The 17,195-nt window shown below is 65.8% G+C and carries 17 protein-coding genes and 1 riboswitch; of the genes, 11 read left to right on the top strand and 6 right to left on the bottom strand.

Going from position 1 to position 17,195, the window contains the following annotated elements; all coding sequences use genetic code 11:
- Nucleotides 1-151 precede the first annotated feature (151 nt).
- The 3 genes from VHN57_RS21925 to VHN57_RS21915 all read left to right on the top strand — a co-directional run bounded on the left by VHN57_RS21925 (nt 152) and on the right by VHN57_RS21915 (nt 3,759).
- Nucleotides 152-1,318: a CaiB/BaiF CoA transferase family protein gene (locus VHN57_RS21925; protein ID WP_423286096.1), complete on the top strand. Its 1,167-nt coding sequence runs from the start codon at nt 152-154 to the stop codon at nt 1,316-1,318.
- Between the two features lie 118 nt (nt 1,319-1,436).
- Nucleotides 1,437-2,819 (top strand): aromatic ring-hydroxylating oxygenase subunit alpha, encoded by a 1,383-nt coding sequence (locus VHN57_RS21920; RefSeq protein ID WP_010335464.1) that lies wholly within the window; start codon nt 1,437-1,439, stop codon nt 2,817-2,819.
- A 19-nt stretch (nt 2,820-2,838) separates the two neighbouring features.
- Nucleotides 2,839-3,759, top strand: coding sequence for a TIGR03619 family F420-dependent LLM class oxidoreductase (locus tag VHN57_RS21915; protein WP_423285440.1), 921 nt, complete (start codon nt 2,839-2,841; stop codon nt 3,757-3,759).
- A gap of 70 nt (nt 3,760-3,829) precedes the next feature.
- Here VHN57_RS21915 and VHN57_RS21910 read toward each other — a convergent pair whose 3' ends face one another.
- Together VHN57_RS21910 and VHN57_RS21905 are read right to left on the bottom strand one after the other, a co-directional pair.
- Nucleotides 3,830-4,744, bottom strand: a complete 915-nt coding sequence (locus VHN57_RS21910; protein WP_423285438.1) for an acyl-CoA dehydrogenase family protein — start codon at nt 4,742-4,744, stop codon at nt 3,830-3,832.
- Nucleotides 4,744-5,889 carry an acyl-CoA dehydrogenase family protein gene (locus VHN57_RS21905; RefSeq protein WP_423285436.1) on the bottom strand — a complete coding sequence of 382 codons (1,146 nt, stop codon included), beginning with the start codon at nt 5,887-5,889 and terminating at the stop codon, nt 4,744-4,746. Before VHN57_RS21905 ends, VHN57_RS21910 begins: the two co-directional genes overlap by 1 nt.
- Nucleotides 5,890-6,029: 140 nt before the next feature.
- On the opposite strand from VHN57_RS21905, the gene VHN57_RS21900 reads away from it, so the two are divergent.
- The 4 genes from VHN57_RS21900 to VHN57_RS21885 all read left to right on the top strand — a co-directional run bounded on the left by VHN57_RS21900 (nt 6,030) and on the right by VHN57_RS21885 (nt 10,923).
- Nucleotides 6,030-6,344: a Rieske (2Fe-2S) protein gene (locus VHN57_RS21900; protein WP_051886917.1), complete on the top strand. Its 315-nt coding sequence runs from the start codon at nt 6,030-6,032 to the stop codon at nt 6,342-6,344.
- 238 nt (nt 6,345-6,582) lie between these two features.
- The gene (locus VHN57_RS21895; RefSeq protein ID WP_423285434.1) at nt 6,583-7,791 is read left to right on the top strand and encodes an acyl-CoA dehydrogenase family protein; all 1,209 of its coding nucleotides are present in this window, start codon (nt 6,583-6,585) and stop codon (nt 7,789-7,791) included.
- Nucleotides 7,788-8,768 carry an acyl-CoA dehydrogenase family protein gene (locus tag VHN57_RS21890; RefSeq protein WP_423285432.1) on the top strand — a complete coding sequence of 327 codons (981 nt, stop codon included), beginning with the start codon at nt 7,788-7,790 and terminating at the stop codon, nt 8,766-8,768. The genes VHN57_RS21895 and VHN57_RS21890 overlap by 4 nt, the downstream gene beginning before the upstream one ends.
- A gap of 19 nt (nt 8,769-8,787) precedes the next feature.
- Nucleotides 8,788-10,923, top strand: coding sequence for a hypothetical protein (locus VHN57_RS21885; protein ID WP_423285430.1), 2,136 nt, complete (start codon nt 8,788-8,790; stop codon nt 10,921-10,923).
- Nucleotides 10,924-10,963: 40 nt separating this feature from the next.
- Here VHN57_RS21885 and VHN57_RS21880 read toward each other — a convergent pair whose 3' ends face one another.
- The gene (locus VHN57_RS21880) at nt 10,964-11,506 is read right to left on the bottom strand and encodes a hypothetical protein (RefSeq protein ID WP_423285428.1); all 543 of its coding nucleotides are present in this window, start codon (nt 11,504-11,506) and stop codon (nt 10,964-10,966) included.
- Between the two features lie 146 nt (nt 11,507-11,652).
- On the opposite strand from VHN57_RS21880, the gene VHN57_RS21875 reads away from it, so the two are divergent.
- Complete coding sequence (locus VHN57_RS21875; RefSeq protein WP_037519477.1) at nt 11,653-12,096, top strand: hypothetical protein; 444 nt, start codon at nt 11,653-11,655, stop codon at nt 12,094-12,096.
- A gap of 142 nt (nt 12,097-12,238) precedes the next feature.
- Nucleotides 12,239-12,898 carry a DUF6891 domain-containing protein gene (locus VHN57_RS21870; RefSeq protein WP_037508145.1) on the top strand — a complete coding sequence of 220 codons (660 nt, stop codon included), beginning with the start codon at nt 12,239-12,241 and terminating at the stop codon, nt 12,896-12,898.
- A gap of 28 nt (nt 12,899-12,926) precedes the next feature.
- Here VHN57_RS21870 and VHN57_RS21865 read toward each other — a convergent pair whose 3' ends face one another.
- Nucleotides 12,927-13,328 (bottom strand): hypothetical protein, encoded by a 402-nt coding sequence (locus VHN57_RS21865; RefSeq protein WP_423285427.1) that lies wholly within the window; start codon nt 13,326-13,328, stop codon nt 12,927-12,929.
- A 268-nt stretch (nt 13,329-13,596) separates the two neighbouring features.
- The gene (locus VHN57_RS21860) at nt 13,597-13,893 is read right to left on the bottom strand and encodes a LysR family transcriptional regulator (protein ID WP_423285426.1); all 297 of its coding nucleotides are present in this window, start codon (nt 13,891-13,893) and stop codon (nt 13,597-13,599) included.
- Nucleotides 13,894-14,064: 171 nt separating this feature from the next.
- Between VHN57_RS21860 and VHN57_RS21855 the strand changes: the two genes are divergently transcribed.
- On the top strand, nt 14,065-14,703 hold the full coding sequence (locus VHN57_RS21855; protein WP_423285424.1) for a DUF2726 domain-containing protein: 639 nt from the start codon (nt 14,065-14,067) through the stop codon (nt 14,701-14,703).
- A gap of 35 nt (nt 14,704-14,738) precedes the next feature.
- Here the strand turns inward: VHN57_RS21855 and thiC are convergent, their stop codons facing one another.
- Nucleotides 14,739-16,634, bottom strand: a complete 1,896-nt coding sequence (gene thiC / locus VHN57_RS21850) for a phosphomethylpyrimidine synthase ThiC (RefSeq protein WP_423285422.1) — start codon at nt 16,632-16,634, stop codon at nt 14,739-14,741.
- Between the two features lie 54 nt (nt 16,635-16,688).
- Nucleotides 16,689-16,798, bottom strand: a riboswitch (TPP riboswitch).
- Nucleotides 16,799-16,972: 174 nt separating this feature from the next.
- Between thiC and VHN57_RS21845 the strand changes: the two genes are divergently transcribed.
- The gene (locus VHN57_RS21845; protein ID WP_423286094.1) at nt 16,973-17,191 is read left to right on the top strand and encodes a hypothetical protein; all 219 of its coding nucleotides are present in this window, start codon (nt 16,973-16,975) and stop codon (nt 17,189-17,191) included.
- Nucleotides 17,192-17,195 lie beyond the last annotated feature (4 nt).

Raw genomic sequence — 17,195 nt, 5'->3', positions numbered from 1 at the left:
TTCTGCTGGCGTCTGGATGATCGCCTGCGGGTATCATCCGGCCTCCCGCGCGCACAATCGGGCGGCCCCACATATCGGTGGGGCGAAGGGGTTGCGCGTGGATTTCGCCGCGCCCTTGGCCTAGCCCCAAGGCAGTGAAGGGGAGAGGATGATGGACGCGACGCACATGCCGAAAGGGCCGCTGGCCGGGATCCGCGTGGTGGACCTGACGGCGATGGTATTCGGTCCCTATGCGACCCAGATCATGGCCGACATGGGCGCCGACGTGATCAAGATCGAGCCGCCGGCCGGCGATGCGACGCGCTATATCAATGCCGGGCCGACGCCCGAGCTGGGTGGCGTCTTCACCAACGTCAATCGCGGCAAGCGCAGCCTGGTGCTGGACCTGCGGCAGGAGGCGGACAAGGCGACGCTGCGTGCGCTGATCGCCACCGCCGATGTCTTCATCCATTCGATGCGGGGCAAGGCGATCGCCAAGCTGGGCTTCGACTATCAGGCGGTGAAGGCGATCAAGTCCGACATCGTCTACACCAATTGCTATGGCTATAGCCGACGCGGGCCGGACGGCGACAAGCCCGCCTATGACGACACGATCCAGGCCGAATGCGGCATCCCGCATCTGCAACAGCTGATGACCGGCAAGCCCGATTTCATGGCGACGATCATCGCCGACAAGGTGGCGGGCCTCACTGGCCTCTATGCGACGATGATGGCGCTGTTCCACCGCGAGCGCACCGGCGAGGGGCAGGAGGTGGAAGTCTCCATGTTCGAGACGATGGCGTCCTTCATGCTGACCGAACATGCCAGCGGCATGCTGTTCGAGCCGCCGCTGGGGCCGGCCCATTATCACCGCGTCGTCGCCCGCAACCGCAAGCCCTATGCGACCAAGGACGGCCATGTCGCCGCGCTGGTCTATAATGACAAGCATTGGAACGCCTTCGTCGCGGCGGTGAACCCGCCCTGGGCGACCGAGGAGTTCGACACGCTGGCCAAGCGCGCGAAGCAGATCGACCGGGTCTACGGCCTGCTGGGCGAAACCTTCGCCGAGCGGACGACGCAGGAGTGGCTGGAGCTGCTGGAGGCGCTGCATATCCCGGCCGCGCCGCTGCGCACCACGGACGAACTGTTCGACAATGCGCATCTCAACGCGATCGGCTTTTTCGAGACGGTGGAGACGCCGCAGGGGCCGGTGCGCTTCCCCGGCGTGCCGACCTGGTTCTCGCAGACGCCGGGCCGGGTCGCGGGCGGCGCGCCGGAACTGGGGGCGCATAGCCGCGAAGTGCTGGACGAACTGGGCGTGCCCGCTTCCGACGCCTGATCGTCCCATCGGTAGGGCGATGGGTTGGGGCGCTGCCTTGGCGCTCCCCGGCCCGCCCTATACCACTTCATCCAAGCAAGAAATCTGGGTGAGGCATGGCATGGTTGAGGCTGCTGAAATGACGCGCGCGGGCTTCCCGCTGGAAATCAGCGATCCCGAGCGCATTCCCACGGCGCGCTATTATGACGCGGATTTCTATCGCCGCGAATGCGAGGAATTGTGGCCCCATGTCTGGCAGATGGCCTGCCGCGTGGAGCAGGTGCCGGAGGTCGGCGACTGGATCGAATATAGCAATCTGGGCAAGTCCGTCATCATCGTGCGGACCAAGGACGGGATCAGCGCCTATCATAATGCCTGCCGCCATCGCGGCGTGCCGCTGACCGAGGGCAGCCATGGCAATTGCAAGGGCAAGGGCTTCATCTGTCCCTTCCATGGCTGGCGCTGGAATATCGAGGGCAAGAATACCTTCGTCTATGGCCGGCACATGTTCTCCGAGCATCAGCTGGACGAGCAGGATCTGGCGCTGCGCCCGTGCCGCACCGAGATCGAGATGGGCTGCGTCTTCATCAATTTCGACGATGACGCGCCCTCGCTGCGTGAACAGCTCGGCCCGCTCGCGGTGGGGCTCGACGCCTATAATGCCGACAAGATGCGCGCCGAATGGTGTTTCGGCACGGTGCTGCCGGCCAATTGGAAGGTCGCGATGGAAGCCTTCATGGAAGGCTATCATGTCATGCGCACCCACCCGCAACTGCAGCAGAAGGTGCCGATCCTCTACAACATGATGTATGGCATGGACACGGGCGGGATCGGCGTGCCGATCAATCCCAACCGGTCGATGAAGGAAAATATCGTCGACCAGGTCGACCATATGCAGCTGCTGAGCGAGGGCATGGCCGGCATGTGCCATGCCAAGGATGTCGCGGTTGCCCGCACCCTGATCGACGTCGAACTGCCCGAAGACCCGCAACAGGCAATCATGCACTGGTTTGGCATGGTCAATCATTGCGTCACCCAGGCCGGGCAGGCGCGCGGCGAACCCACGCCCGATCTCAACAAGCTGGCGGTGGAAACCCCGGTCAAGTCGGTGGAATTCATCTTCCCCAACTATTTCCTGCTGCCCTTCCTCTCCAGCATGGCAGCCTATCGCATCCGCCCGCTCGGCCCGGAAAGCTGCATGTTCGAGCTATGGTCGCTCACCCATTTCCCCGAAGGTCAGGAGCCGCCGGTGGTGATGGAACCGGTGATGCTGCCCTATGACAGCGATCAGTTCCCGATGATCCCGCGCCAGGATTATTCCAACATCCCGCTGCAGCAGAAGGGGCTGCATGCCGAGGGCTTCGACTTCATGCGCCTGTCCAAGGTGATCGAAGGGCTGATCAGCAATTATCAGCGGATCATCGACGGCTATATCCGGCATGAACCCATGGACAAGCTGAGCGCGGCGACGCAGAAGCTGGCGGGCAATTTCGACGGGCCGGTGCTCGACCTGGGCTTCTGAGCCGGCGAGAGGCGGGGTCATGAAATTCGCCTTCGGCATGCCCCGGCTGATCGAGCTGAAGGCGACGATGCAGCCCTGGGAATTGTCGGTCACGGGAGCGGACCAGACGCGGCTGGCCAGGCTGGCCGATGATCTGGGTTACGACATGATCAGCGTGCCGGAACATTTCCTGATCCCGCGCGCCCATGTCGACCTGTCGGGGCCGCATCATTTCCATGCCTATGCGGCGATGGGCTATTATGCCGGGGCGACCAGCCGCATCCGCATCAACAGTTCGATCGCGATCCTGCCGCTGCAGCATCCCGCGATCACCGCCAAGGCGCTGTCGACGATCGACTGGCTGTCGGGCGGCCGGGCGATGGTGACCTTCGGCGCGGGCTGGCTGGAGCAGGAGTTCGACCTGCTCGGCGTCTCCTTCCACCAGCGCGGGCGGATGTGCGACGAATATCTGGCCGCGATCGTCGAGCTGTGGACCAGCGACGATCCGCAGTTCGAGGGCGAGTTCGTGTCCTTCCGCGATGTCGCCTTTGCGCCCCGCCCGGTGCAGCAGCCGCATCTGCCGATCTGGATGGGTGGCGAGGCCGACGCCGTGCTCAGGCGCGCCGCGCGCCATGCCAGCGGCTGGTGGCCTTATCTAACGAAACCCGAGGATATCCCGGCCAAGATCGACTTCATCAAGTCGCAGCCGGGCTATGACGGCCGTCCGTTCGACGTGATGTACGGCTTTGCCACCAGCCGGGTGGGCGAGGGCCATGCCGTGGTCGACGATCCGCGCGCCCGGCCGGGCATGACCGCGCCGGAGATCATCGACCGGCTCGGCTGGTTCGGGACGCTGGGTGTCACCATGAGTTCGGTGCCGATCCCGGCGGTGCGCAGCATCAGCGAATATGAGGATTATGCCCGCTGGGTGATCGAGGAGATCAAGCCTAAGCTGGGCTAGAGCCTGATCGTCTGAGGTGGAAGCGCGCCGCGCTTTCACCGATGGCGTGAATCAGGCTCTCTCAAGGATTTTACCCCCAGAGCGCGTCGGCAGCGGCAAGCGCTTGACCGCCACGCCCGCCCAGGTCGCCGATCAGCGCCTTGAGCCGATAGGTCCACAGGTGCAGCGGATGCTCCAGCGTCATGCCCATGGCGCCCAGAAACTGGTGGAAATCATAGACGCAGTTGCGCGCCGATTCCTGCGCATGCAGCGCCGCCAGCGCTGCGTCGCCGGCATCGAGCGTGCCGGCAGCCTTCATCGCCAGCCAATAGAGGCCGTTGGCGCGCACCTGTGCTTCGGCCAGGCGATGGCGCAGCGCCTGGAAGGTGGCGAGCGGGCGGCCAAACTGCTGGCGGTCGGTGACATAGGTCGCCGTGCTGTCGAGCGCGGCAGCGAGCAGACCCGCCGCCTCCGCTGCCAGCGCCACGCGCCAGCGGGTGCGGACATCGTCGGCCGACACGGCGTGATCGGTGAGGTCTTCCGGCTGGGCGATCAGGCTGCCCATCGGATAGGCATAAAGCGCTTCGGGTTCGGCCCGGATATGCTCCGGCGCCGCGACGAAGCTACGCACCCGATCCGGTCCAAGCAGCAGCACCGTCGCGCCGGGGGCAAGGAAGCGGATTGGGCGGTGCGCCTTCCCTTCCTCCACCAGGCAGAGCGGGCGCGGTGTCGCATCGCCCAGCAATGGGCGGATAAGCGCGCTGGCCGCTGCCTCCACCGCCTGGGGCAGACGCGCCAGCCGTTCGACCACCAGAGCCGCACTGATAGCACCCAGATCGGGATCGAAGCCGATGTCGAGGAAGCCGCCTTCGGCGAGGTCGCGGTCGAGCGCGTCGCTGGCCAGGGCACAGCCCGCCTCATGCAGCGTCGCGCCGGCATAAGGCCGGGTCAGCGTGTCGATCGCGTCGAGGATGGCGATCTGGTCGTCGGTCAGGGACAGGTCCATCAGCGCGGCTCCCGCGGCAGTTTGAGCACATCGCTGGCGATGATGTTGAGCTGGATCTCCGCCGCGCCGGCGGCGATGCCCGCGACGATCCCGCGCTGATGATGCATTTTGAGATAGGGGTGGGCGTCGGCCAGTGCCTGCGGCAGATATTCGACGATGAATTCGCATACCCGCCGTTCGGCCATCACCGTGGCGAAGCGGGCGGAGCTGGATTCGGCGCCGATCGCCTCGCCCCGGCAGCGGCGGTCGACGATCGCATAGCTGGCCATCCGCGCCGCTTCGCACAGGGCGGCGGCATGGGCCGCCTCGATCCGCACCGCCTCGCCGGCAAATTCACCCTGGGCCTGCAATAGCATTACCGCACGGTCGAGCGCCGCGCGGGCGAGCGCATAGCGCGGAATGCCGAGCCGTTCATTGGTGAGCGAAAAGCCGATGATTTCCCAGGCCTGGCCTTCTTCGCCCAGCCGGGCTTCCACCGGCACGACGACTTCGTCGAAGAAGACTTCGTGAATATCGCCTTCGCCGATCAGCGAGGGGATTTGCCGCACGGTGATGCCGGGCGTGTCCATCGGCACCAGCAGGATGGAAATGCCCTTCTTGCGATCGTCGCTGGTGCGGCAGACCAGGAAACAGGTGTCGGCAAGCCCCGCATAGCTGGTCCAGATTTTCTGCCCCGACACGCGATAGACGTCGCCGTCGCGGGTCGCGCGGGTGCGCAGCGAGGCGAGGTCGGAGCCGGAACCGGGTTCGGAAAAGCCCTGGCACCACAGCGCCCGGCCGCCGGTGATGGCGGGCAGATACTGGGCTTTCTGCGCCTCCGATCCGTAGCGGATCAGCGTCGGCCCGACCCAGTTGACGTTCATATATTGGCCGCCGCGTGGTTCGCCCGCGATCCACATTTCTTCGGCCAATATGGTCTGGTGCCAGGGGTCGAGGCCCTGGCCGCCAATCTCCCTGGTCCAGTGCGGGGTCAGCAGGCCTTCGTCGGCGAGGCGCCCGCAGAAAGTGCGGGCATAGTCGGTCAGCGCTGGGGAAGCCGGGCCATGTTGCGAGAAACGCTCCCAATCCTGTGGCAGCGTCGCGGCGAGAAAGTCGCGCAACCGCTGGCGAAAAGCCTCTTCATCCTGCGTCCATTCAAAATTCATTGGTCCACGCATCCCCTGCCGAACAGGGATGCGATACTGAAGAGCAGCGCGCCGCGACAGGGCGGCGGGCAAGAGAACGCCCCGGTGATGGGCGTGGGCCGGGCCTTGCCGCGCTCCACCGGCTTGGGCAGCTTTCGGGCATGAGCGAGCGCGATTTCAAAATGGCAGCCTCCCTGGATGAGGTGCCGCTGGGCAAGACCAAAAGCGTGACCATCGACGGCCAGACCATCCTGTTGTGCAACAGCGACGGGCAGATTCATGCCATCGCCGCGCTCTGTTCCCATGCCGACGAACCGCTCGCCTGCGGTCGCATTCGCCTGGGCTGGATCGCCTGTCCGGCCCATGGCGCCCGTTTCGACCTGGAGACCGGTGCGCCGCTGACCGGCCCGGCGAGCGAACCGATCGCCACCTATCCGGTCCGCATCGTCGACGGCATGATCGAGGTGGCGATCTAGCCCTGTTCCCTTTTCGTCATCCTGACGGAGGTCAGGATCCATTTGGCGCTACGGTGGAGCGCGAGCGCTGAATGGATCCCGGATCAAGTCCGGGATGACGGAGGGGGTGGTTGCGTCGTTGCGTGTCCGATCGAAGGAAGGGCTTACCAGCCATCGCCTTGGGGATATCGCCTGCCGCCATCTTGCGGGGAGCGGCGCAATTGGGCCTAGCGTCGGGGATGAGAGGAACCGGAACGGGATGGAGGGGCAGGCTTTGACCGACGCGCTCGACGGGCTGCGGCTGGAGGTGCGCCAGTGGCTGGCCGACAATGCGCCGCACGGCTGGCGCGAGCGCAGCAGCAGCGAGGCCGCCTTCCTGCAAATCCAGCGCGACTGGTTCGCGAAGCTGGTCGAGGGCGGCTATGCCGTGCCGCACTGGCCGGCCCAATGGCCCGGCGGCGGCCGCTCGCTTGCCGAACAGAAGATCCTCTACGAGGAACTGGCCCGCGCCGACACGCCGCGGCTGCTGCTGTCCTTCATGTCGACCTATCATGCCGCCTGCACCCTGTTCGAATGGGCGAGCGAGGCGCAGCAGGCTTTGCTGATCCCGCGCATCCTGGCCGGCGAAATCTGGTGCCAGGGCTTTTCCGAGCCCAATGCCGGGTCGGACCTCGCCAATGTCCGCACCCGCGCCGAGCGGGTCGGCGACCATTATGTCGTCAACGGGCAGAAGCTCTGGTCGACCATGGGCCAGTTTGCCGACAAATGCCTGCTGCTGGTGCGCACCAGCAATGACGGGCCGAAACAGGCGGGCCTCACCTATCTGCTGCTCGACCTCAAGGCGCCGGGCGTTACCGCGCGGCCGATTCATCAGATTCATGGCGACGAGGAATTTGCCGAGCTGTTCCTCGACAATGTCGAAATTCCCGTCAGCGACCGATTGGGCGAAGAGGGGCAGGGCTGGGCGGTGGCGCAATCCACCCTCTCGTCCGAACGCGGCCTGACCCTGCTGGAACTGAGCGCCCGGCTGCGTGGCGCCTTGTGGCGGCTAGGCGACCTGATCCGGGCGCAGGGCCGGCAGGACGATAGCGGCATAGTCCGCGACTTCGGCCGGTTGAGCGCCAAGGTGGATGCGACCTGTGCCGTCGCCGACCAGTTCCTCGCCAACCGCATCGCCGGAATCGAGCGGGTCGGCGACGCGTCGATCGTCAAGCTGTCCTACTCCCGCACGCTGCGGGAGTTCACATCGCTCGGGATTCGGCTGGGTGGCATCGACGCGCAATATCACAGCCCGATCACCTTTGGCGGCGGCATGGAGACCGGCAACTGGATGGCCGATTTCATGAACAGCTATGCCTGGACCATCGCCGGCGGCAGCGACGAGGTGCAACGCAACATCATCGCGGAACGACTGGTCGGCATGCCGCGCGAACCGAAAAGCTGGACCTTGAAGGAGGGCGCGGCATGACCATGACCCGCGCGGAAGTGCAGGATGCGGCCGACAAGGCCTTCGGCCAGAGCGAACTGGCCCCGGATGCGGCGCAGAGCTGGGCGCTGATCGCCGAGATGGGCTGGCTGATGATGGGCGTGCCGGAGGAACTGGGCGGCCTGGGCCTTGGCCGCGAGGCGGCGGGCGTCATCCATCAGGGCGTGGGCAAGGCACTGGTGCCCGGCCCCGTGCTGGCGCAGATGCTGACGATCGAGGCGCTGACTGCGGCCGATGATCTGCCGGAGCGCGACGCGCTGATCGCCGACGCCATGGCCGGCGAGGTGATGACCGCGTCGCTGGCGGGGGGGCTGGACGGCGCCGACCGGCTGACCTGCGTGCCCGATGCCGATAGCGCCAGCCATGTCTTGCACGTCACGGCCGACCGGGTGGCGCTGGTGCCGGCCGAGCAGGTTTCCGTCACCTATCGTGCCGGATGGGACAAGAGCCGTCGCTTGTTCGACGTCGTCCTTGAAGGCCCCGGCCTCATATTGGCGCAGGGCGATGCCGCCCGCGCGCTGGCCGATCGGGTCGAGGCGCTGCGTCTCTTCTGCCTGGCGGGCGACAGCCTGGGTGGCGCAGAGGCGGCGCTGGCGATGACCGTCGCCTATCTCGAAACGCGGCAGCAGTTCGACCGGCCGCTGGCGCTGTTCCAGGCGCTCAAGCATCGCGTTGCCGACATGCGGACCCAACTGACCGCCGCCGATGCCCTGTTCTGGAGCCGGGCGCAGCAGGCCGAGACCGATATCATCGCCCTGGGCGCGCTCAAGGCGCTGGCCTGCACCGTCTATCGGCTGGTCGCGGAAGAGGCGATCCAGCTCCATGGCGGCATCGGCCTGACCATGGAGCATCCCTGTCACCTGTTCCTGAAGCGCGCGATGCTCAATTGCGCGCTCGGCGGCGATGCGGATCATTGGGACGAACAAACGGGCAGGGCGGCGCTGGCAGCGGCGGTCTGACACCATGACGGGAGAGAAGATGATGCGCCGATCGATTGCCCTCTGCATGACAGCCCTGTCACTGGCCCTGGTCGCAACGGCAGGGACCGGCGCCGACGCCCAGCCGGGCAGCACCCCGGCCGCCGCCGCCGAAGACCCGCTCTTCACTCAGCCCTATATCGACATCGACGAATGGCGCGATGCGCCGGTGCGGCACCGCTATGTCCATGGCGGGTTCAAGGGGACAGAAACCCGCTTCTCCTTCTATTTCCCCGACAAGGCGCACTATCAGGGCCGCTTCTTCCAGCATATCACGCCGGTCCCGGATGACGAGAATCTGGCGCAGAAGCTGACCAACGGCGAGGAAAATTATATCGGCTTCTCCATCGCGTCGGGCGGCTATTATGTCGAGACCAATGGCGGCGGCCGCGACCAGGTGGGCATGCCGGGCAAGCCCAATGACTTCACCATCGCGGCCTATCGCGCCAATGCCGCATCGGCCCGCTATTCGCGCGTCGTCGCGCAGCAGATGTACGGCGGCAAGCGCCCCTATGGCTATGCCTTTGGCGGCAGCGGCGGCGGCTTCCGCACGGTCGGGTCGATCGAGAATACGACCGGCGTGTGGGACGGCGTCGTCCCCTATGTGCTGGGATCGCCGATGGCGCCGCCCAACATGTTCTCCGTGCGGATGCGGGCGATGCGGGTGCTCAATGACAAGTTCCCGCAGATATTGGACGCGGTCGAGCCGGGCGGATCGGGTGATCCCTATGCCGGGCTGACGCCGCAACAGGCATCGGTGTTGCGCGAAGTGACGGCGATGGGGTTCCCGACGCCCAGCTGGTTCGGCTGGAAGACGATGGGCATCCATGGCTTTGCCGCCCTCTATGGCGGGATGGTGATGGCCGATGCCGGCTATTTCACCGATTTCTGGACCAAGCCGGGCTATCTCGGCCATGATGATCCCAAGAGCTTCGAGGGCTATCGGCTGCAGCATGACGCGACCATCGCCGCGCCGATCAGCGCGGCGCAGGCAGCCGAACTGAAGCTCGATACCCGCATCACCGATGGCGCGGCCAATGTCGACAATGCCTTTGCCGCGCTGCAGGGCCGGGCGGCACAGCGCATCGTCGCCTTCCGCCTATCGAGCCCGCCACCCGCCACCTATTTCGTCGGCGGCGACCTGATCGTCGGGTCGGGCGCGGCGCAGGGCAAGCGGCTGACGATCAACCGCATCGCCGGCGATGTCGTGATCCTGGGCGTGGTCGATGACGCCACCGTCGACCAGTTGAAGGCCGGCGACAAGGTGCGGGTCGACAACAGCAATTTCCTCGCCGCCGAAACCTATCACTGGCATCAGGTGCCGCCGGTCGATGCCGGCTATCCGGTCTGGGACCAGTTTCGCGGGGCCGATGGCAAGCCGCTCTATCCCCAGCGTCCCTTCCTACTGGGACCGCTCTTCACCGCCGCAACCACCGGCAAGCCGATGGGCCAGCCGCCGATGACCGGGCAGTTCCAGGGCAAGATGATCCTGGTCGAAAATCTGTGGGATCGCGAAGCCATGCCCTGGCAGGGCGACTGGTATCGCCAGCGGGTGATCGCTGCGCAGGGCGCGGGCGCAGACCAGAATTTCCGCATCTGGTTCACCGACCATGCGCTGCATGGCGACAGTAGCCATCAGGAAGACCCGACCCGCACGGTCAGCTATCTGGGCATGCTGGAACAGGCGCTGCGCGACCTGTCCGCCTGGGTCGAAAAGGGCGTCACCCCGCCCGCCAACACCGCCTATCGCATCGATAATGGCCAGGTGATCGTGCCGGCCGATGCGGCGGCGCGCGGCGGCATCCAGCCGATCGCCAGCGTCACCGCCAATGGCGGTGCGAAAGCCGTCGTGAAGCCCGGCGCGGCCGTGACCTTCCGCGCAACCATCAGCGTGCCGCCGGGCACTGGCCGGATCGTGTCGGCGGAATGGGATTTCGACGGCAGCGGCGCCTTTGCCGAGAAGGCGAAGCTGCCCGGCGGTTCGGGCAGCAGCCTGACCCTGGCCACGCGCCACAGCTTCGCCGCGCCAGGCACCTATTTCCCCGCGCTGCGCATCGCGTCGGAGCGCAAGGGCGACGCCGCCACCCCCTATGCCCGCATCCAGAATCTGGGGCGGGTGCGGGTCGTCGTCCAATAGCGGCAGAGGCGGCGCCGCATCATGTGGCGCCCCTGACCCGTCAGTTCGACACGTCAGGGCATTGGCCAGGACGCTTTTCTTCCTGGCCGGCCTTGAACCAGCGGGTCGACTGGGCATCGACGGCCTCGTCATAATAGCAGACCTCGGCCGTGCCGCTGGCCGGATCGACCAGGGTCAGCCATTGGTGCGGGCCGCAATTATGGGTCTCACACGACCAGGCCGCGACCTTGCCATCCACGGTCGCGATAGGCGAGGACGGGCCGCCATCCTCCAGCACCCATTTGCGCACCGCCTTGTCCGCGACCGCCGCCTTCACCGCCGCGACCACGGCGGGATCGTCGTTCCAGCTATGGGCGCCGACCTTGTCGAAGGGATATTTGCCGACATAGGGGCTGAAGGCGTCCCCTTTGGAAGCGGCGGCATTGGTCGCGTTGGCGGCGTTGGCCATGGCATTTTCAACCGCGTTGACCGCATTGTCGGCGGCATTGTCGGCCGGGCTGCTCTTCTGACCGCTGCAGGCGGCCAGCGCGACAGACAGGAGGACGGGCAGGGTCAGGACGGTCCAGAGGCGGTGGCGGGTCATCGGCGGTCCTTTGCGGGAGGAGAATGCCCCCATGGTGGGGCGGGACGCGGCAGCGAGCAAGCGCGATTGCGCCACGGGCGCGGAAATTGGCGGCTGATCCGTCTGTAGGGGCAGATGATCTTCGATTGCGAAAGGCCCCTTGCCCGATGCGTTTCCCCCCTGCCCTGATCCTGCTCGCCGGCCTGGCCGCCGCGCCCGCCACCGCCCAGACCGCGGCCCCCGCCGACGGCCCGTTGAAGGTGGAAAATTACTACCGCGTCAAATGGGGCGGGATGGGCCAGTTCCTGACCACCTATCACAAGCAGCATGAGGCGTTGCTGCGCGAGATGATGCGGCAGGGCTATATCAGCGAAGTCACGGTCGAGATGCCCTTCACCCATATGGGCGGCAGCACGCGGTGGGACGTGCGCACCACCATCGTCTACAAGCATGGCGCCGACGGCGTAGGCGCGGGCGAAGCATATAAGGCGGCGATGGCGGCGGCCAAGGCACGGATGTTCCCCGACAAGGCGGCATTCGATGCCGAGGAGGCGAAGCGCATGGCGGTGACGGAAGATCATTGGGACGTGGTGCTGGAACCTGCGCCATAAGGATCGGCAGGCCATTTGGGGGCATCGCTGCGGCGGACCGTGAAGCTGGCGCGATTCATCGGTCAAATGCCCCCTTTTCCTTTGCCCGAAGCCACGCCATGTTGGATCCGAGTAAAGTGCATCGCGGGAGGCAGGCAAACGCATGTTCGGCGCATTGTGGAAACGAATCTTCGGCAAGACCAACGCCCCCGAGCAAGAAGCAGCCCTTCCCCCCTATGATCCGCTCGCGGCGCTGCGCGACCAGGTGTGGCGCGACGTCGCCGGGGGGTTTCATGACGATGACGCGATCCTGACCGCCGCCCACGACACGTTCGTCGAGGAACTGCCCGGCCCGACCCTGCGCCGCGAGGCATCGGCCGCGCTGCGTCAGGCGCTGGCCGAGCATAATGCCGCCGAAAAGGCCTGGCCCGACATGACCGATTGCGACCGGCTGGATGCGGCCTTTGCCGCGCTGGAAGCCGAGGGCGTGATCGCGCGGCAGAATTTCACCTGCTGCGGCAGTTGCGGCGCGATCGAGATCTGGGACGAGATCGAGGAAGCGATCGGCGAAGGGCGCCCGGCCGAGGGCTATGCCTTTTTCCACATGCAGGACACCGAGGCGGCGGTGGAGGGCGAAGCGCTCTACCTCAATTACGGCGCCTGCGCAGCCGGCGAGGCGGCCGCGCTCGACATCGGCCGGCGGATCGCCGCCCAGCTCGACGCGCATGATCTGGCGGTCGATTGGGACGGCAGCTGGAGCATGCGCATCCAGGTGGTGCTCGACTGGAAGAAGCGCCGCACCCTGCGCATGCTGGAGGCCTGAACCGGCGGCGCCTGCTGCGCGCCGACCGTCACCATATCGCGATGCTCGGGTGGAAGCCGCCCTCCTGCCCGCTATGGGTGGCATGCATGTTGATGCGCGTCGGCACGAAACTGGTGCCGCGATATTCGGGTATGATCCTCAACTGATCGACCAGCCCCTCACGGGTGAAGCGCTGTAGCGTGCCGCTAATCTGGTCGAGCGCGGCGCCCGCTTCGGGTGGGACATAGCTGATATTCGCCTTGCGCCTCGGCCCGCCCAGACGGATCGGGAAGAGATAGATGCGCACCAGCGCCCCGGTCGCCACCAGCGCCTCCGCCTGTTCGCGCGAGGTGACATGGGAGAAATCGGGCTTGGCCGCTGCCGGGCCTGGTGCACCGACCAGGATCGCGGCGAGCAGCAGCGGCAAGAGCGACGTAAGACGATGAACCATGGACTTCCTCCCCTGAGGACGAATCATGTTCGTTATTTGTTCTCATATTTTCGGCGATCCTGCAAGGCGGCGCAGACGAAGGGCGCCGGGTCACGCCCGAAGTTCACAGCGTTATCGGCCTTTCCGGGGGATTTGCGCCGCTTTTGCACTGGCCGCGCGGCATCCACGCGCCTGCCGTGCATCACTATGCGCCACCGGGGCGACGCATTTTGCGCCCATGATGCCCCGGTGACGCGACAGCTTTGCACCTGTTTTTCACTGATACGCCTCAGCGCCGCGTCGAGGCCTGTGGGCGAAGCTGGGTGGCGATCGGGTCGGCCATCGCCTGGGCATGCAGCGCCAGCGCGTTGCTCCAGTCCCCGTCGAAGGCGGTGCCGGCCAGCCGGCGGCGCAGGCGATGCGCGCTGGAGGGCGACATCCCGACCATGCGCGCGGCCTGCGCCACGCTGCCGCTCTGGTAGAGGGCGGTCAGGAAGGTCCGCTGCCGGGCCGGAGTCCAGCGGGCGGGGGTGAAGAGCGCCGGCGCGGGCTGCGCGGGCGGGCGAGCGGGGATGGACTGTGTCATTCCCCAGGGTAGATCAGAGGATCGCCGTGTAGGACAGGGGATATTGGCGCTGGGGTGTCAGGGCATGACCATTCAACAAAAAGGTTTCGTGAACCATCGCCGCCTCGGACACTTACGCGATCGTAACTATCTGTCGGTTAGTTTCTCACCATGCCACCGGAACTGACCGCCTTGATCGACAAGCCGCTGTTACTGGCCTTGGTGCTGGGTGTAGGGGCGGGGATCGGGATCGCCGTCGAACGAACGGTCGAAGGATGGAAACGGACAGAGCGCCGTGCCCGCTGGCGTGCCCGTAACGGCCGACAAGATTGGAGAGCGGGGCGCGGCAAGATCATCCCGCTGGCACCAACCCCAAAGTCCATCGATCCGATAGCGACTGCCGCCGAACAGTTGCGTATCGTCATGACCGCCGATTTTGCGGCGCGTCCGCTGCTCAATCAGGGTGAGCGACGGCTTCTCTCGGTATTGGACAAGGCGTTGGAGGACGACAGTCCAGGGTGGCGTGCCATGGGTCAGGTTTCTCTGGGCGAGATATTGGGCAGTTCCAACGAGACGGCCTTTCTGGCGGTCAATTCCAAACGCGTCGACCTGTTGATCGTCGATGCCGACTGCCGTCCTCTGCATGCGATAGAGATGCAGGGGAAAGGCCATCATTTGAGCGATAACACCGCCGCCCGCGACGCAGTGAAACGGGAAGCGCTGCGTCGCGCCGGGATCGGCTATGTCGAAGTGGTCAGTGGCGATACGCCGGCCGAAGTCCGGGCGATGATCCGCAAATTGGTGGAACGGGCCCGCGCCGGCCAAGCCTAGCCGGGCGAAGCCTTGTGCTTCGCCCGGCGACCGGATCAATCATGCTCCCGCCCGCCAGCGCCCATATAGAGTTCGCTGCCGGTTTCCTTGAAGAGTTTGCTCATCTCTTCCATGCCTTTCAACGCGGCGGCCTTGCTGGCTTCGGCGACTTCCGCGCCGGTGAGACCGGCTTCTAGGAAACCGTCGGCGGGCTGGTTCTTCCTGGCGGCGAAGTCGCGCACTTCCTGGGTGATCTTCATCGAGCAGAATTTAGGGCCGCACATGGAGCAGAAATGGGCGCTCTTGGCACCTTCGGCCGGCAGGGTCTGGTCGTGATATTGTTCGGCCGTGTCGGGATCGAGCGACAGGTTGAACTGGTCGCGCCAGCGGAACTCGAAGCGGGCGCGGCTTAGCGCGTCGTCGCGGACCTTGGCGGCCGGGTGGCCCTTGGCTAGGTCGGCGGCGTGGGCGGCGAGCTTGTAGGTGACGACGCCGACCTTCACATCGTCACGGTCGGGCAGGCCCAGATGCTCCTTGGGCGTGACGTAGCAGAGCATCGCCGTGCCATACCAGCCGATCTGCGCCGCGCCGATGCCGCTGGTGATATGGTCATAGCCCGGCGCGATGTCGGTGGTGAGCGGCCCCAGTGTATAGAAGGGCGCTTCGCCGCAGACCTGGAGCTGCTTTTCCATATTCTCCTTGATCTTGTGCATGGGCACATGGCCCGGCCCTTCGATCATCACCTGCACATCCTGTTTCCAGGCGCGATGGGTCAGTTCGCCCAGCGTGTAGAGTTCGCTGAACTGGGCTTCGTCATTGGCGTCGGCGATCGAGCCGGGGCGCAGGCCATCGCCCAGAGAATAGGCGATGTCATAGGCCTTCATGATCTCCGTGATCTCGTCGAAATGATCGTAGAGGAAGCTCTCCTTATGGTGGGCGAGGCACCATTTCGCCATGATCGATCCGCCGCGCGAGACGATGCCGGTGACGCGCCTGGCCGCCATCGGGATATAGGCGAGGCGCACGCCCGCATGGATGGTGAAATAGTCGACGCCCTGTTCGGCCTGTTCGATGAGAGTATCGCGGAAAATGTCCCAAGTGAGGTCTTCGGCGATGCCGCCGACCTTTTCGAGCGCCTGATAGATGGGGACGGTGCCGATCGGCACGGGCGAGTTGCGGAGGATCCATTCGCGCGTGTCATGGATGTTGCGGCCGGTCGACAGGTCCATCACCGTGTCCGCGCCCCAGCGGATCGACCAGACCAGCTTGTCGACTTCGGATGCGACGTCGGACGCGACGGCGGAGTTGCCGATATTGGCGTTGATCTTCACCAGGAAATTGCGGCCGATCGCCATCGGCTCGGATTCCGGGTGGTTGATGTTGGACGGGATGATGGCGCGGCCACGGGCGACTTCATCGCGGACGAACTCCGGCGTCACATAATCGGGGATCGACGCGCCCCAGCTTTCGCCGTCGCGGACATATTCGGCGAGGCGGGCACGGCCGAGATTCTCGCGCTCCGCGACATATTCCATTTCGGGCGTGATGATGCCGCGACGGGCATAATGCATCTGGGAGACGTTGGTGCCGGCCTTGGCGCGCAGCGGGCGCTTCACCACGTTGGGGAAGGGCTGAACGCCGCCCGAACGGTCGGGCCCCTTGAGGCCATTATCCTCCGGCTTGATTGCGCGCGCTTCATATTCCTCGACATCGCCGCGCTCGCGGATCCAGTCGCGGCGCAGCTGCTGCAGGCCGGCCATGATGTCGATATGCGCCTCCGGGTCGGTATAGGGGCCAGAGGTGTCATAGACGCGGACCGGCGGCTCGCCGCTGCCCGGCTCCAGATGAATTTCGCGCATCGCGACCCGGCGCGGGCCGACATGGATCTTCTTCGAGCCGCGAATGGGCCCAGTCGTTACGCGCATTTCGGTGCGGGCGGGGACGTCTGCCATAACTTCTCTCTCCTTCAGGCGGAAAGAGAGTGCGGGCGGTGTCACGGGACGAGTGGCACGACGCGCTTCCCTCCCTACGCCAGTGTCAACTGGATCAGGTTCAGCGGGTCGCGGCCACAAAGCCGCCTCTCAACCGTCTGCGGACGGTCCCCCGGGGATATGCGCCTTGCATAGCGCAAGCGCGGCGGCAGGGGAAGCCCTTCGCGATCCGCTCGCCTTGCGCCGGGGCGATGGAGACCATAATTGAAAAGGGCCACAGCAAGAGGCCGATCGTGCAGAACAGCCCCCCATCCCATAGCGAAGCCGAGAAGGCCCGGCGCAAGGCGTTGCGGCATGAGATGCGGATGGTGGCGGTAAGGCCGCGGCGATGGGGGCTGTGGCTGCTGGCGCTGGGCGCGCTGTTGCTGATCCTGCCGTCGGCCTTTGGCGTCCATAGCCTGATGGGCTGGTCGCCGATGCTGCTGGGGTTGATCGCCTGTGCTGCGGCACTGCCGCTGCTGGTGGCGGGCGCGGTGCTGCGCCGACGTTACCTGAAGGGGCGGATGGCGCAGGGCTGAAGGC

It is taken from the genome of Sphingobium salicis subsp. salicis (assembly GCF_049472635.1).
In the GTDB taxonomy this organism is placed as follows: domain Bacteria; phylum Pseudomonadota; class Alphaproteobacteria; order Sphingomonadales; family Sphingomonadaceae; genus Sphingobium; species Sphingobium yanoikuyae_A.
The sequence above is the reverse complement of the archived record's forward strand: the minus strand, read 5'-3'. Positions and strand labels throughout refer to the sequence as shown.

Bases quoted from the DNA above. Each gene is read 5' to 3' on its own strand.
- VHN57_RS21925 (WP_423286096.1), top strand. From the start codon at position 152: ATGGACGCGACGCACATGCCGAAAGGGCCGCTGGCCGGGATCCGCGTG.
- VHN57_RS21920 (WP_010335464.1), top strand. From the start codon at position 1,437: ATGACGCGCGCGGGCTTCCCGCTGGAAATCAGCGATCCCGAGCGCATT.
- VHN57_RS21915 (WP_423285440.1), top strand. From the start codon at position 2,839: ATGAAATTCGCCTTCGGCATGCCCCGGCTGATCGAGCTGAAGGCGACG.
- VHN57_RS21910 (WP_423285438.1), bottom strand. From the start codon at position 4,744: ATGGACCTGTCCCTGACCGACGACCAGATCGCCATCCTCGACGCGATC.
- VHN57_RS21905 (WP_423285436.1), bottom strand. From the start codon at position 5,889: ATGAATTTTGAATGGACGCAGGATGAAGAGGCTTTTCGCCAGCGGTTG.
- VHN57_RS21900 (WP_051886917.1), top strand. From the start codon at position 6,030: ATGAGCGAGCGCGATTTCAAAATGGCAGCCTCCCTGGATGAGGTGCCG.
- VHN57_RS21895 (WP_423285434.1), top strand. From the start codon at position 6,583: ATGGAGGGGCAGGCTTTGACCGACGCGCTCGACGGGCTGCGGCTGGAG.
- VHN57_RS21890 (WP_423285432.1), top strand. From the start codon at position 7,788: ATGACCATGACCCGCGCGGAAGTGCAGGATGCGGCCGACAAGGCCTTC.
- VHN57_RS21885 (WP_423285430.1), top strand. From the start codon at position 8,788: ATGATGCGCCGATCGATTGCCCTCTGCATGACAGCCCTGTCACTGGCC.
- VHN57_RS21880 (WP_423285428.1), bottom strand. From the start codon at position 11,506: ATGACCCGCCACCGCCTCTGGACCGTCCTGACCCTGCCCGTCCTCCTG.
- VHN57_RS21875 (WP_037519477.1), top strand. From the start codon at position 11,653: ATGCGTTTCCCCCCTGCCCTGATCCTGCTCGCCGGCCTGGCCGCCGCG.
- VHN57_RS21870 (WP_037508145.1), top strand. From the start codon at position 12,239: ATGTTCGGCGCATTGTGGAAACGAATCTTCGGCAAGACCAACGCCCCC.
- VHN57_RS21865 (WP_423285427.1), bottom strand. From the start codon at position 13,328: ATGGTTCATCGTCTTACGTCGCTCTTGCCGCTGCTGCTCGCCGCGATC.
- VHN57_RS21860 (WP_423285426.1), bottom strand. From the start codon at position 13,893: ATGACACAGTCCATCCCCGCTCGCCCGCCCGCGCAGCCCGCGCCGGCG.
- thiC (WP_423285422.1), bottom strand. From the start codon at position 16,634: ATGGCAGACGTCCCCGCCCGCACCGAAATGCGCGTAACGACTGGGCCC.
- VHN57_RS21845 (WP_423286094.1), top strand. From the start codon at position 16,973: ATGCGGATGGTGGCGGTAAGGCCGCGGCGATGGGGGCTGTGGCTGCTG.